The sequence below is a fragment of the Solwaraspora sp. WMMA2080 genome, from assembly GCF_027497395.1.
In the GTDB taxonomy this organism is placed as follows: domain Bacteria; phylum Actinomycetota; class Actinomycetes; order Mycobacteriales; family Micromonosporaceae; genus Micromonospora_E.
The window spans coordinates 5,809,021-5,823,599 of sequence record NZ_CP114910.1 but is presented as its reverse complement, the minus strand read 5'-3'; the positions used below and the strand labels follow the sequence as shown (position 1 = coordinate 5,823,599).

Below are 14,579 nucleotides of genomic sequence, written 5' to 3'. Positions count from 1 at the left end.
GTCGCGGCGAAGCCGCCCTGCCGATGATTCAACGGCTTCGCCGCGACTGTCCTCAAGAGTTAGGCGTGAACACGACATCTACCCAGTAGTTGTGGTTGACCGAGTGGCCGGGGAACACCCAGCCGTACGGGTCGTAGTGGTACGCACCCCCGCCGACCAGCACATGCAGCGGCGAGCGGTCCAGTTCGGTCTCGGCGAACTGGTTGGCGGTCACGGCGTACTGGCCGACCGACGTGTGGTATGAGGCCACATAGGTGGTGTTCGCGAGAATAGGCACCGGCTGGTCGAAAGTGACCGTCTGCCAGCCGGATTCCGTCTCGTCGGTGAACTCCGCCGTCGCCAACCGGACACCTTCCGCCGTCCAGAGCGAGCCACGGTGCGTACCGGTGTTGGCCGGGCCCTTGTAGAACCGGACACCGGTGATCTGGCCGGCGACGTCGGAGCGGAACCGCACCCCTACCTCAACCGCGTCCTCGTCGGCCCAGTTCACCGCCGCGGGCACGTCTTCCGGGCCGAAGATGCTGACCGGTGGCGCCGACGGGTCGGGGCTCGGGGTCGGCTCAGGGCTCGGCGACGGCGAGCCGGTCGGGGTCGGCTCCACGGTCGGACTCGGCTCGGTCGACGGCGATGGTCCCGTCGACGGCGTCGGCGACGGTCCGGCCGGTGACGGACTGGTGGTCGGCGTGGGGTCGGGGTCGGCCCCACCGGCACCGGGGACGTACAGCGGGTCGACCCAGTAGTTCGCCGAGTTGTACGTCCCGGTGGGGAACCCGCCGCCCGAGCCGTACCGGTAGACACCGTTGTCCCCCGCCGGGGCACTCAACTGGCCACGGCTGTAACCGGAGTTGAAGAACCCGGCATCGAACGCGTAGTTGCCGTTCGGCGCGTAGTACGACAACACGTACGTCGTACCCGCCGACACCGCCACCGGCTCAGCGAACGCCGCCGCCTGCCAACCCGCACCCTCACCCTCCGGGAACGTCACCTCCGCCAACGGCGCACCACCACCGACCGGCCACAACCGGCCGACCTGGCCACCGGTGTTCCCCGGCCCCCGGTAGAACCGCATCCCGACCACCTCACCGTCCACCGACGGAGTGAACTTGACGCCCACCTCCACCGGCTCGCTCTCACCGACCGACGACTGCTGCGGGACCGCGTCCGGCTCGAACAGGGTCACCACGTCGTCGGAGAAGGTCGTGGTGAACGACCAGGTGTGCGGCTGCGCCATCGGCACCCCGCCGCTGCTGGCCCGTACCGAGGCGGTGTAGGTGTGCAACGACTGCAGCGCGGTGTCCGGGGTGAACGTCGCGAGTCGAGTCGTCTGGTCGTAGGCCACCGTGCCGGCGACCGGCTCGGCCGCCGCGTCGAACAGCTCGAACTCCAGCGACGACTCGTCGATGTCGATGTCGAAGTGGGCGGAGGCCACCATCTCGGCCGCCACGCCGGTGGCCCCGGACGTCGGTACGGTCGCGGTGACCGCCGGTCCGACCTCGCCCGGCCTGCCGGTCGGCGACGGGGATGGTGTCGGCTCCGAGAGCGTATCGGTCGGCAGGAAGTACGGGTCGATCCAGTAGTTCGCCGCACCGTACGTCTGGGTGGGGAAGCCACCGCCGACGTTGTAGTTGAACACGCCGTTGTTCTCCGTCGGGGAGCTCAGCGGGCCACGGCTGTAGCCGGAGTCGAAGAATCCAGGGTCGTAGGCGTAGTTGCCGTTCGGTGCATAGTACGACAACACGTACGTCGTACCCGCCGACACCGCCACCGGCTCGGCGAACGCCGCCGCCTGCCAACCCGTACCGCCGCCCTCCGGGAACGTCACCTCCGCCAGCGGCGCACCACCACCGACCGGCCACAACCGACCGACCTGACTACCCACGTTCCCCGGCCCCCGGTAGAACCGCATCCCGACCACCTCACCGTCCACCGACGGAGTGAACTTGACGCCCACCTCCACCGGGTCGCTCTCCCCGACCGAGGGATGTTGCGGGACCACGTCCGGCTCGAACAGGGTCACCACCTGATCGGAGAAGCTCGAGGTGAACGACCACGAGTACGGCGCGTTCATCGGCACGTCGGCGTCGTCACGTGCGGTAACCGTCGCGGTATACGTCGTCTGCTCGGTCAGCGGCACCACCGGGGTGAAGGTGGCCCGGCGGGCCGCGGCGTCGTAGCTGACGGCACCGGGCACCGGCTCGTCGGCCGGGCCGACCAACGTGAAGTCGATGCTGGCCTCGTCGACCGGCTTGCTGAATACGGTCGACGGGGTCACGTCAGCCGGCACGTTAGCCGCGTCCGCGATCGGCACCGTCGACGACACCGTGGGTGGCGCGTCGTCGGCGGTCACGAAGGTCACGTCGGCGTAGTAGTTGGTCGAACCCCACGAGTTGTTCGGGAAGCCCGCCTCGTCCTCCCGGTAGACGCCGTTGCCCACCGTGCCTTCGGTGGCGGGCGCCAGCAGCGGGCCGGAGACGTGGTCGGTCAGGAAGTAGCCGCCGTCGCTGGCGTACCGGCCTTCCGGCGCGAAGTAGGAGACCACGTAACTGGTACCGGCGGAGACCGGGACCGGGGTCGACAGGCTGACCTGCTGCCAGCCGGTCTCGGTCTCGTCTGTGAACACCGCCGTGGCCAGCACCGAACCGCCGTTGGTCCAGAGCGTGCCCCGGTGCTCGCCACCGTTGCCCTCGCCCTTGTAGAAACGCAGGCCGGTGATCAGACCGTCGATCTGGGGGGTGAACCGCACGCCGACCTCGACCGCCGGCTGGGTGCTCAGCGGCTCGCCGTCCGGTCGGCCGTTGTCGGTCTCGACGAACGCCGGGGTGTCCGGCACCGCCTGGCCGAACAGCGAGTACGGCCCGGATACCGACAGGGCGACCGGGTCGGACGGGGCGCCGATGTTGCCGCTGTCGTCGACTGCCCGCGCCAGCACCACCTGCGAGACGGTGTCGGTGGGCAGGAACTCGTACGTCCAGGAATGCGTACCGGTGGTGGCCGGGTGCCAGGTGCCGCCGCCGTCGGTGGAGACCTCGACACCGGCGACCAGCCCGCCGCCGGCGTCGGACGCGGTACCGGTGACCGTGACCGGCGCGCCGTGGGCCACGGCGCTGCCGTCGGTCGGTCCGGTGATCGTCACGTTGGGCGCCAGAGCGTCGGCGGACTCACCGGTCACCACGATCCCGCTCATCGGGGTGGTCGGGGCCGCGCCCATGTCGGCGAAGAGATTGACCGTGGCCTGCTGGATCGCGTCGTCGGCCGGCGCACCCGAGCCGCCGTCGTGGTAGGCATCGAGCCCCCACGCCCACTGGATGGTGCCGGCGCCGAAGACCAGCGCACCGCTCGGCGCCCGGTACATCGTCATGTGGTGGGTGGTCTCCCCCGGCTTGTTCTCCGGGCCGTAGCCGACGAGGTACTCGGGGGTGTGGCCGGTCGTGGTGGAGAGCCGGAAGGTGCCGGCCGGCCGGAAGCCGTTGTCGAGATCCTCGTTGGACTCGTAGCCGACGGTGTGCGGTGCCAGGGTGGCGGTCTGGCCTGGAGCCAGCTCGGCCACACCGGTGTGCCGCCAGAACCGCAGTCTGCCCTGCTCGGCGGGGACCTGCATGGCCAGGTCGGTGTTGTTGGCCATGTAGAGGTTGCCGACCAGCGCGTTCTCCGGCTCACGCAGCTCGCCGGTCGGGAAGCGCGGGTCACGCCACACGCCGGTCCACTCGTCCGACGGGTCGATCCGCGCGTTGTCCCAGGTCTCCTTGTAGCAGACCAGCGTGCGGTACGGCGTACCGTTGCCGTCGACGCTGTCCTCCCAGCGGACCTTCCAGTAGACCTCATTGCCGGTGAAGAACGCCAGGTGCACCCCGGCGTCGCGGGCCGCCTCGACGTTGGCCCGCTGCTGCGGCGACCAGTACTCGTCGTGCCCGACGGAGACGTACACTTCGTGGTTGAGCAGCGACTCACCACGGACATCCGCGTCGAGCCCACTGATGTAGCTGACGTCGTATCCGTTGCGCTCCAGGAACCGGATCATCGGATACTCGTTGGCGAAGAGGAAGTCGCGCCCCTGCTGAGCGCCCCGGGTGGCGAACGGCCGGTTGTAGCTGAGCTTGTAGGCGCGGTATGTCGGGCCTTCCCCCCAGTAGAAGTCCGCACCGCCGTAGCGGTTGTACGCCTGCCAGGTGGTGTCGGAGGTCTGGAACACCAACTTCGAGGTGCTGGTGTCGTCGCGCACGATGAACGGGATGTGGCTGTCGCCGCCGGTGTCCGAGCGGACGAGCCGGGCGATGTAGACCCCGGAGACGGCGTCGACCGGTACGTCCCAGGTTGCACCGACCTGCCAGGTGCCACAGTCGAAGATCTGGGTGTCGGTGGCGTGCACACAGTCAGCGTCGGCGTTGGCCGCCAACGGCAGGCTCGGGGTCAGGGTCGCCCACTCGCGTGCGCCGTCGCCGCCGTACCAGCCGAGCCGGTAGACCTTGATCGTGTACGCGGACGCCTCGGTGCGCACCTTGAAACCGATTTGTTCCCCGGCGTTCACGCTTATCGAGGTTGCGAAGCCCTGGATCGTGGGGTCACCGACCCCGGAGATGTCCCACACCGAACTCGGCGTTCCCGACTTGCTGTTCTCACAGGCGATCACGTTGATCGGAGGTGCGCATGGATCGGTGGACGCAGATGCCGCCGGCATCGCGATCATCAGGGTCGCCATCATGACGATGGCGGTCGCGACGGCGACGAAGTGCCGCCGGCCGCGATCTACAAATTGAGATACGCCCGCTCTCACCGAATGTCCCTTCAGGAGCCAGCCCGACGCGATACCGCGTGCCTCCCCCAGCTACGCAGCGCCGACGCTACCAGCGTGAGTCAACCTCACAACCGGGCATGTATCTGACCCTCGGCGCGACCCGGACAGCCCACCCATCACCCATTCGGACAACCGGGCCCAGGGCAACGCGTAATGATCCGCATTCACACGGTTAGTTGATAGACGTTCTTTGAGATGTCGGATCGACGACCGGGGTGGCCAATGAACCGGGTTTCTCGGGCACCGGCACCGGCTTCGTTACGAACCGAACCACCGGGGCGTGGACGTCCGCACCCTCAACGCCGGGTGACTAAGCCGCCACACAGCGCCGCACATGCCCACCATCAACGACATCGCGGTGGCGTAGGTACTGAAGCTCAGCGAGTCGAAGGTGAAGCCTGCCGCGATCGCGACCAGCTGCACCGCGACGAGGATCGAGCATAGGTGCCGGTCACGCTCCGACGTCGACCTGCGCCGGGCGAGTAGCGCGACGACGATCGCGGTGACGTGCAGCGCGGCGAGCACCACGACCCCGATCACCCCGTTGGTCAGGGCGAAGGCCAGCCACTGGTTGTCGAGGTACTGGTACTGCGGGGACACCCACGTCCCGGTCCCCCGCCCGAACCACGGTCGTTGGGTGAAGTAGTACCCGACCATGTCGTACCGCTCGGTCCGCGAGGTGATGCTCGGGTCTGTGCTCGCCCCGAGGAACATGTTGGTGATCGTGGTGACGAGTGACGGCTTCGCCACCGCCATTCCGGCGAACATGACCAGACCCAGCGCCATCATGTTGTAGCGCATCCGCCACGCCCAGCTGGGCATCAGGACGAGCAGCACGATCGCCAACGCCACGAATCCGGTCCGGGACATCGTCGCCGGGATCGCCGCTGCGATGAGCAATGCCAGGAATGCGAACATCTGCCGTTGTCGGGAAGTAGCCGAAAAACGTGCAAAGTGGATCGCGAACGGCAGCGCCATCGCCATCAACAGACTGAACTCGATGTAGTGGAAGGTCGTGCTGGGCACCCGTACGCCGCCGCCACGAATCTCCAGGCCGACGACCCAGCCTTTCATCTGCAAACCAGGCACCCGCATGTACTGGGTAAGATCAAAGTACAAGAACGCCTGAATCAGCCCGACCACGGCGACGAAGGCACAGCAGTAGACAAACACCCGCAATACGCCGTCAAGACGGTCCCAGTTGGGCATGCCGTCGGCGGTCAACAGGATCACCCCGGAGATCGCCGCTGCGGTCAGCATCCAGCGGTCCGCCGAGTTCGCCTCCATCACGGTCAGCCCGCGGAGGAAGCCGACCGCGTACGACAGCAGCATCGACAGCAGGAAGGCCAGGATCGCCCAACGCAGCGGTTGCGGTCCGGTGAGCACCAACCGCGAGTTGAGCCGGGCCGTCATCCACCAGAACCACATCAGGATCGCCACGACCAACGCCGGGCGCCCCAGATCGGTCATTCCGGGCAGAATAAGGTGCGACGGGATCAGTGTCAGCAGACAGACCATCAGCGACAACATGACCGGCGCGTCGATCCTGGTCAGCCTGCGGCGGGTCACATAAGTGCGCTCGCTGATCCATGCCGGTTCGAGGTCTGCCGGGTGAACCCCGGACGACATCACCGGGTCCTGCCCTCGGTCATCGTGCCTGGCTGCCGTTCTTGGACGTCTCCGACGGCGTCCACTGCTCACGGCCAGCACCGGCCTTGGGCAGGATTATCGTCGCGTCGTCACGGACCGCGCGAATCACTGCGGTCTCGTCGTTGGCCGACGGCGTGACCGGCTGCTGGGTGGCTGGCTGCGGCTGGGGCGGCTGTTGCGGGCCAGCTGACCGTTGCTGCGTGGGCAGCTGCGAGCCGGAGGCCTCCCCGTCAGCATTGTCGGCCCGGTCGTCGACCGCCCGGAAGGTCAGCGAGCCGCTACCAGCGGGCCCGCCGATCTGCACCGGACCGCCGACCAGCCCGCTACCGGCCACCGGTGCCTCACCCGGCGACGGCTCGGCGCCTCGATGCTCATCCGGACGGCTCGTTGAACGGCTCTCCTGGCGACCCTGCGAGGCGTTGCCGGAGCTGTAGACACCGCCGGACTTGCTCGCCGCCACGCCGTCGCGGTCACTCGCCCGCGGGCTCGGGACCGGCTGTGGGCGCGACACCGACCGCGTCTGATCGGTCCGCCCGGACATCGGTGGAATGGTGATCGTCTCGTCGGTGCCGGTGGTGACCGGCGCAGCAGCCACTGGACGGGGCCGGCGCCGCCGTAGCAGTCCGTCGATCCCGATGGTGAGCGCCGCGCTGAGCAGGACGCCGACCCCGGCGACCGCGATCATCGCCCGGTTGACCTTGGAATTGGCCTCCTGGATGTTGTCACCCCGGTCGAGACGACGTGCGGTGATGAAGCTCTCCTCGTTCGCGCCGTAGTCGGCCTGCAGCCCGACCACGCTCGCCTCCAACCGGCGCACGACCTCCTCGGTCGTCTCGGTGGCCTGCTCCTCGGACTCGCCGACCACCTCGATGGTCATGATCGGCTGCTGGTTGTCGAGGGTGATCGCGACGCTCTCGCTGAGACCGGCGGCGTCCAACTGCTTGAGCACGGCCTGGTCCTGCACCGTAAGGGCGGCGGCCCGGCTCAGCGACCCCAGCCCCAGCTCCAGCCAGGGGTTACGGGGAGTAGTAGGGGCATCCTCGTCCGGGGCGGTGTTGGCTGCGGTGGGCGGGATCAGCTGAACGTATGATGTCGCGATATAGTCCGGTTCGACGCTCATTCGGGTCCATCCGGCAGCCGCGACCGAGATGAGCAGCAGCGGTGCCGCGATGTACCACCGCCGGAACAGCAGTTTGGTGAGATCCCAAAAGTCCACTGCTGTCCTTCCATTGGGTGGCGAGGTCGGGGCGCTCGTCTTCCATCGTATGGCCAGCCGAGAAGCATGAAGGTACGGCGTGGGACGTGGAGGCCCGCGCCGGGGTTCAGTGTCCGGGCCGTGCGGGCACCTCCGCAAGCCTCCGGTCGCCGCCCCATCCCGGACATATGTCCCGTTACGCCACACCGAACGACCGAGCAGTACCGAGAGTCACCAACGCGACACCTCCGGCCCCCACCGTCAGGGGGACATACCAGTGGGCCGGGTGGATGCCCAGGGCGTCCACCCGGCCCGTCGGATCGAACCTTACGGCGTGATCTTGTAGATGTGGTAGGTGTGCTCCGCAGCGAAGGTGTCCCGGATCGCACCACCGCTGATCGGCAACGAGCGGTTCTCGAACAGCACCTCGGCGGTGTCACCGGTCACGCCGGGCGGCAGGGCCAGCGAGTGGTCACCAGTCGGGGTGTCCTTGCCGACCATGGCGAAGACGTAGAACGAGCCGTCGTGGGCCTTGAGCATCGTGTCCAGTCCGTTGTTGAACTCCCACTCGTAGGACTGGGTGTTCAGCACCGGCGCCAGGCTGGTGATGCGCTTGTTCACCTCGGCGACGGCCGGACGGACCGCGTCGCCACACCGCTCCCGCAGCACGTGTTGCGAGAGGCACGGCCCGCCGAAGTTGTGGTTGAAGTACTGGATCCCACGAGCCTCGTTGATCACCGAGTTCATCACCGCACCGGTGACCTGCTCACCGGTGATGGTCGGCGCCCAGTCCTCGGTGAACGGGTGCCCCACCTCGACGAAGGCCCAGACCGGCTGTCGCTTGCCGTCCATCGCGTCGAGTTCACGCATCCGCTGCATGGTGAGCCCGTAGTTGGCCGCCCGCCGGCAGTTGTCCTTGTTCACGCCGTACGTCGGGCCTTCCGCCGGAGCGGTGCAGACATGCGGGTCGGTGTACCAGTAGATGTCGTTGGAGACCACCGAGCTGAAGCCGTTGACGAACTTGCTGGCGTCGGAGTCGGACTGCCAGAACATCACGCCCTTGCCGTAGTTGGCGTAGCGCAGCCCGCGGTCACCGGACGGGACGGTGGCCGACTCCTTCTTCATCACGTCCAGTCCGCAGCCGTCCCGGCTGGAGGTGCAGATCGGGCCTTGGCCGGGGTAGTTGCCGGTCCAGGTACCGTTGCCCGGCCCGCCCCACATGTCCGCTTCATCACCGATCACCCAGCCGACGCTCTCGTTGCCGCGGTCGCTGAACGGCTGCGGGATGAAGGCGTACATGTCGTTGCGCCTGATCAGCGAGACATCCGACTGGTCGGTCAACATGACGTAGGTGTTCAGACCGGCCGCCTTGTCCCGGTCGATGTCCTGCTGGGTGTACACACCCTCGTACCAGACGCCGATCGGGAAGAAGGACGGGTCGGTCCAGCCGGACGCCCGCGCCTGCGGGAAGTTCGCGTAGAAGGCCGGGCCGCCCTCCCAGGGCACCCGGGGCAGGTCGAGTACGGCCGGCGTACCGCTGGTCGGCGAGGCCGACGGGCTGGCCGACGGCGTAGCGGTCGGGCTGGCCGACGGCGACGGTGTCGGCGACGGCTCGGCGGAGGCCGTCGGGGACGGCGTCGGTTCCGGCTGTTGCGACCCGGTCGGCTCGAAGGCGAGGTCGACCCAGTAGTTGCTGGCCTTCCAGGTCTGGCGGGGGAAACCACCCGATCCGTACGCGTAGACGCCGGCGGTGCCGTCGGCCCGCAGCGGCCCGGCGGACACCGGCCGCTCGAAGTAGCGCTGGGTGGCCCGGTACCGGCTGGTGTGGTAGGAGGCGACGTACACCTCGCCCGCCTCGACCTCAACCGGCTCGGGCAACGCGACGTGCTGCCACCCGGAACGGGACTCCCGCTTCGGTACGGCGGTCGCCAGTCGCTCGCCGTCCGCGGTCCACAGGTTGACCCGGTGTCGACCGCGGTCCCCCTTGGCCTTGAGGAAACGCACCGCGGTGACCACCCCGTCGCGGTCGGCGGTGAAGCGTACGCCGAGCTCCACCGGCCGGGTGTCCGGGTCGACCGGCACCCGGGACACGTCCGTCTCGGCGAACAGGGTGAAGCCGTCGACCTGCTCCCCGGCGACCGACGCGGTGACCACCGTCGCGGTGGCGAGGAAACTGGCCACCACCGCGCCGATCATCACCAGCCGACCGCGACGGCCGGTGGGGCGACGCAGCATCCGCCGCCGGCCACGACCAGACCCGGCCACGCTCGCGTGCCGGCCGGTCGCGACCGGCCCGCTCTCCGCGGTGGGGCGCGGCGACGGACGACCGGGCCGCCGGGCGCGCGGTGACCCGGGTAAACCGGACGAACTACCCGTGGACGACCCCGGGAACGGCTCGTCCCGCCCCCCGTCCGGCTCGAAAGAATCCTTGCTTACCACGAGATGTACACCTCTCGGGACATGGTCCGTTGTCGGTATTGCGTTCGGCGGATCTCCCCCAGGCATCCCCGTCCCGACGGTACGCAGCGAACTACGCCGCCCGATCGGGGCCAAGGCTGACGTTAACCCAGGCCACGGACCCGCCCAAGGAACTTAATGCTCTCTTATGGCAAACCGGCACGACCCTGAGCCCACTCGCCGCCGAGGTGAATGGCGAAGTTCACTCACCTCACACATCGACAGATCGAGATCGTTTACCGGGCTCTCGGACCGGATCCGAAGGCGTCGACCGCCGATTGTGGATCAGCGGTACCACCGCTCGGCACCCCACCGGTGGGCCGCCCCCAACCGGAACGCACGCTCCATCCAGGAGAACGCCGCCTCAACTCTGCGGCAACAGTAATCGCCACATAACAGAACGCTGCCGGAACAAGATGCGGCGCGGTGAGAACAACCCGCCGCAACCAGGACCACGGGCGGGAACCGGGCACCGGATCGAGTGCCAACTCAGCGCCTCGCGGATCCGTTCGGACGAACTCCCAGAACTCGGCGTTACCGGCACGAGATCTGGCCACTCGCCGGACCAGCTCACCCGTGCGCCGCGGTGCCACCACCCGTACGGGCAGGTCAACGTCCCGCTTCTCGTCGGCGCTGACCACTGCGTCGAGAAACATGTCGTCGGCAATAATGTCCGGAAAATTGGTGAATCGCTCCCGTGCGGCGGCGGAGATCGCGATCAACCCACGGCCGAAGAGGCGGCCACTGAATATCGGCAACCGCGCATTGATCGCGTAGTAGCCACGCACCGGCCAGGTACTCGCGGAGGTGTCGATCACGGGTCGTGGCGCCGCCGCCTCCACCCCGGGTTCGGCGATCGCGGCGGCCAGCGCGCGTAGAAGTTCCACCGGTACCGCGATGTCCGCGTCCAGATAGATCCGGACGTCCCCCCCGGCGATCTCGTCGGCGGCGTTGAGCGCGGCAATTTTCGACGGCGTGGCGATCTCCAGCACCCGGGCACCGCACGACCGGGCGACCGCCGCCGTCCGGTCGGTGCAGCCGTTGGCGGCCACGATGATCTCGACGTCCGGCCCGAAGGATGGCGATTCGGTCATTGCACGCAAGACCGGGCCAATCCCTTCTTCCTCGTTGAAGGCCGGCATGATGACGGTAATCTGCACAACCACGATGCTTCCATTCACGGACGATGCGACAACCAGTCGAATGGGCAACCTCACTATCGCCTAGCTGACACCGATTGGACCATCCGGTGGACCACCACGCCGAGTACGGTGCAGCTTGTGCCTCGTGACCAGTACCCCGTTACCGTAAATAGGCATCGGATCACTCTAAGCAATGTCGCCTTTGATCCTGTTCGAGAAGAAGACGTCATTCGCCATGTCATCGCCGCACTAGACGCAGGCTCCGGCGGCCAGATCATTACCCCGAACGTGGACATTCTGCGCCGCGCCAACCGCGAAGAGGAGTGCCACGGGCACATAGAGTCATCAACTCTGGTGGTAGCGGACGGTGCGCCACTGATCTGGGCCAGCCGGATCGGCGGTGACCCGCTGCCGGCCCGGGTCCCCGGATCCGACCTGATCTGGAGCCTGTCCCGGGCGCTCGGCGAACAGGGCCGGTCGGTCTACCTGCTCGGTGGTGAGCCGGGCACGGCGGTGCAGGCCGCCGCCGTACTCCGTCGCGAGTTCCCCCAGCTCACCATCGCCGGCCAGCTCAGCCCGCCGTTCGGGTTCGACCGGTCCGAGGAACAGCTCAGCCAGATCTGCACCGAGGTGGCCGCCGCCCGACCGGACCTGATCTTCGTCGGGCTCGGCTTCCCCAAACAGGAACGGCTCATCGCCCGGCTCCGGCCGATGCTGCCGAACACCTGGTTCATGGGTTGCGGAGCGGCGATCGGCTTCGTCGCCGGGGTACACCGTCGGGCCCCCCGCTGGATGCAACGCATTGGGTTGGAGTGGATGCACCGGCTGCTCCGCGAGCCACACCGGCTCACCCGCCGCTACCTGCTGCACGACGTACCGTTCGCGCTGCAGCTGCTCGGCGGCAGCGTCCGAACCCGGTTGCGGCGCGGCGACCAGGCCACGAACACCGGCAGCGGATCTGCGCTCCCGCCGACCCGGCACATCCCGGCCCCCCGGGACGGCCAGAGCAGCCAGGGCAGCCAGGGCGGCCAGAGCAGCCAGGACAGCCGGGGCGCCAACCGTCCCGACCCGGTCGGCTCCGGGAACCACCCGTGAGCCGCCCCGACGTCTCGGTCGTCATCGTCTCGTACAACACGAGCCAACTGATCGTGCGCTGCCTGACCGAGCTGTACGCGAGCCTGACGCCGGACGTCACAGCCGAGGTGGTGGTGGTCGACAACGCCTCCACCGACAGCTCCGCCGACACCATCGCCGAGCGGTTCCCGCAGGTCCGCCTGGTACGGCTGACGGAGAACGTCGGGTTCGGCCGAGGCATCAACCGTGGGGCGGCGGTCAGCACCGGGCGCTACCTGCTCTGCCTGAATCCGGACACGGTTCCGGTCGGCCATCCGGTCAACGAACTGGTCACCTTCGCCGACCGGCACCCCGGGCACGGCCTGTACACCGGACGCACCCTGCACCCCGACGGCACCGACGACAACTACTCCTGCTGGGGCATGCCCACGGTGTGGAGCATCTTCGGCTTCGCCAGCGGGCTGTCGACCGCGTTCCGCGGCCGGGCCTGGGCGGATCCGGAAGCGCTGCCCGGCTACGACCGCAGGTCGGTACGCGAGGTGCCGGCGCTGTCCGGCTGCATGCTGCTGATCGAGCGCGAGCTGTTCGGCCGACTCGGCGGCTTCGACCCGCAGTACTTCCTCTACAGCGAGGACATCGACCTCAGCACCCGGGCCAGGGCGCTGGGCGCCCGACCGGTGCTGACCCCGACCGCTCAGGTGGTGCACCTGGTCGGCGCCTCGTCCAGCTCCGAGGGGCAACGGATCCGGATTCTGCGCGGCAAGGCCACCTACGTCCGGCGGCACTGGTCGCCGCTGCGGGCCTGGACCGCCGTCCGGCTGCTGGTCGCCGGGGTCGGTCTACGGGCGGTGGGCAAGACGCTGCTCGGCCGGGACCGGTCCCGGGGCGTCGACTGGATCGAAGTCTGGCGTTCCCGCCGCGACTGGGCCGCCGGCTACCCGCCGGTCGAGGAGGATCGGCCGACCACCGAACGGCTCGAACCGGCCGGCTGACCGCCCCGGATGACCTACCCTGCGGGCACGTCGTGCGTGGGCCGCACCCGTGCGGTCACCCGCCGTCGGCCTGCCGTTGCGGCGGCCCGGCGACCGGGACGTCGGCGAACGCCGCTACCGTCCGGTCGGCGTACGCGTTGGCGTCGCCGTACTCCATCGGACCGTCCCAGCTGGTCGGCAGCGGCACCGTGACCTGCGGCGCGACCCGACGGACCACCTCGTCGAGCACCCGCTCCACCTGGCCGACCCAGAGATGGCGGGCACCTGCGACCCCGACCACCTCCGCCTGTCCGACCACAGCGAACCGCCGGGTCGCCTCGTCCGGCCGCAGGTAGTCGTCCAGCTCCGGAACCAGCGCGGTGAGTGGCTTGCCGGACGCCGACCAGGTGGCCAGGTCGGCGTCGGTGGCGAAGCGCAGCGGCGGCGACAACAGGATCGCGCCCTCGACCGCCGGGTCGCAGCCGTAGCGCAGGGCCAGGTCGGTGCCGAACGACCAGCCGAGCAGCCAGATCCTGGGTAGCTCGGCGAACTCTGCGTACTCGATCGCCGCCGCGACGTCAAACCGCTCCCCCTCGGCCGAGTCGAAGCTGCCGCCGCTGGTGCCGCGCTCGCTGCTGGTGCCCCGGGTGTTGAACCGGAGCACGGCCACGTCGGCCAGCGCCGGCAGCCGCCAGGCGGCCTTGCGGAACACGTGGCTGTCCATCATTCCGCCGTGGGTGGGCAGCGGATGCAGGCAGACCAGCGTGGCGACCGGCGGACGATCGGCTGGTAACGCCAACTCACCGACGAGGGTAAGCCCGTCGGCGGTGTGCAGCTCGATGTCGCGGCGCTCGGCGGGCAGGATCGACATGGACCGGATCGGCTCGCTCACCCGGCCAGTCTCGCACTGCCCTGACCCGCCGGACCGTCGGGGATCAGCCGTAGCGGGGCGCGGAGCGGGATCGCTCGACCGCCGGCCGCCGCTGCTCGCGGGCCCGCCAGCAGCCGGAGTGCCAGTGCCGCCGGTCGGTCAGGTCGCCCCGGCCGTCCGCCGGCCAGGCGACCACGTGCGGCACACCCGGCCGGATCTCCTGCAGACACCCCGGGCAACGGTACGTCTTGGTCGCCGCCGGACCGGGCACCGACCGCACCATCCAGTCGCCGTCGCTGAACGACTGCACGGCGGCGACGCCCCGGCGCACCCGCTCCGGGTCGACCGGCTCGGGCTGGCCGGAATCGCCGTGGCCGGCGCGACCGGCGGACCGGCGGGTCGGACGGTTGCGGCGCGGACTCATGAT

10 protein-coding genes are annotated in these 14,579 nt (G+C 68.9%); 3 read left to right on the top strand and 7 right to left on the bottom strand.

Going from position 1 to position 14,579, the window contains the following annotated elements; genetic code table 11:
• Positions 1 to 52: 52 nt before the first annotated feature.
• Complete coding sequence (locus O7543_RS26745) at positions 53 to 4,525, bottom strand: DUF4082 domain-containing protein (RefSeq protein ID WP_281567284.1); 4,473 nt, start codon at positions 4,523 to 4,525, stop codon at positions 53 to 55.
• Positions 4,526 to 4,574: 49 nt separating this feature from the next.
• On the opposite strand from O7543_RS26745, the gene O7543_RS26740 reads away from it, so the two are divergent.
• Positions 4,575 to 4,754, top strand: a complete 180-nt coding sequence (locus O7543_RS26740; protein WP_281567283.1) for a hypothetical protein — start codon at positions 4,575 to 4,577, stop codon at positions 4,752 to 4,754.
• 296 nt (positions 4,755 to 5,050) lie between these two features.
• Here O7543_RS26740 and O7543_RS26735 read toward each other — a convergent pair whose 3' ends face one another.
• The 4 genes from O7543_RS26735 to O7543_RS26720 all read right to left on the bottom strand — a co-directional run bounded on the left by O7543_RS26735 (position 5,051) and on the right by O7543_RS26720 (position 11,305).
• Entirely contained in the window at positions 5,051 to 6,421 is a 1,371-nt protein-coding gene (locus tag O7543_RS26735; RefSeq protein ID WP_281551336.1) for an O-antigen ligase family protein, read from the bottom strand.
• Between the two features lie 19 nt (positions 6,422 to 6,440).
• On the bottom strand, positions 6,441 to 7,658 hold the full coding sequence (locus tag O7543_RS26730; protein WP_281551337.1) for a hypothetical protein: 1,218 nt from the start codon (positions 7,656 to 7,658) through the stop codon (positions 6,441 to 6,443).
• A 306-nt stretch (positions 7,659 to 7,964) separates the two neighbouring features.
• Complete coding sequence (locus O7543_RS26725) at positions 7,965 to 9,902, bottom strand: DUF4082 domain-containing protein (RefSeq protein WP_281551338.1); 1,938 nt, start codon at positions 9,900 to 9,902, stop codon at positions 7,965 to 7,967.
• Positions 9,903 to 10,330: 428 nt separating this feature from the next.
• Positions 10,331 to 11,305: a glycosyltransferase gene (locus O7543_RS26720; protein ID WP_281551339.1), complete on the bottom strand. Its 975-nt coding sequence runs from the start codon at positions 11,303 to 11,305 to the stop codon at positions 10,331 to 10,333.
• A gap of 219 nt (positions 11,306 to 11,524) precedes the next feature.
• Here O7543_RS26720 and O7543_RS26715 point away from each other — a divergent pair, with 219 nt between their 5' ends.
• Both O7543_RS26715 and O7543_RS26710 read left to right on the top strand, forming a co-directional pair.
• Entirely contained in the window at positions 11,525 to 12,331 is an 807-nt protein-coding gene (locus O7543_RS26715; protein WP_281551340.1) for a WecB/TagA/CpsF family glycosyltransferase, read from the top strand.
• Positions 12,328 to 13,302 (top strand): glycosyltransferase family 2 protein, encoded by a 975-nt coding sequence (locus O7543_RS26710; protein ID WP_281551341.1) that lies wholly within the window; start codon positions 12,328 to 12,330, stop codon positions 13,300 to 13,302. Before O7543_RS26715 ends, O7543_RS26710 begins: the two co-directional genes overlap by 4 nt.
• A gap of 55 nt (positions 13,303 to 13,357) precedes the next feature.
• Here the strand turns inward: O7543_RS26710 and O7543_RS26705 are convergent, their stop codons facing one another.
• Positions 13,358 to 14,173 carry an alpha/beta hydrolase gene (locus O7543_RS26705; RefSeq protein ID WP_281551342.1) on the bottom strand — a complete coding sequence of 272 codons (816 nt, stop codon included), beginning with the start codon at positions 14,171 to 14,173 and terminating at the stop codon, positions 13,358 to 13,360.
• 43 nt (positions 14,174 to 14,216) lie between these two features.
• Positions 14,217 to 14,576, bottom strand: coding sequence for a hypothetical protein (locus O7543_RS26700; RefSeq protein ID WP_281551343.1), 360 nt, complete (start codon positions 14,574 to 14,576; stop codon positions 14,217 to 14,219).
• Between the last annotated feature and the right edge of the window lie 3 nt (positions 14,577 to 14,579).

Excerpts from the sequence above, each read along its gene's own strand:
- O7543_RS26700 (WP_281551343.1), bottom strand. The coding sequence starts at position 14,576 with ATGAGTCCGCGCCGCAACCGTCCGACCCGCCGGTCCGCCGGTCGCGCC.
- O7543_RS26740 (WP_281567283.1), top strand. The coding sequence starts at position 4,575 with ATGTCCCACACCGAACTCGGCGTTCCCGACTTGCTGTTCTCACAGGCG.
- O7543_RS26735 (WP_281551336.1), bottom strand. The coding sequence starts at position 6,421 with ATGTCGTCCGGGGTTCACCCGGCAGACCTCGAACCGGCATGGATCAGC.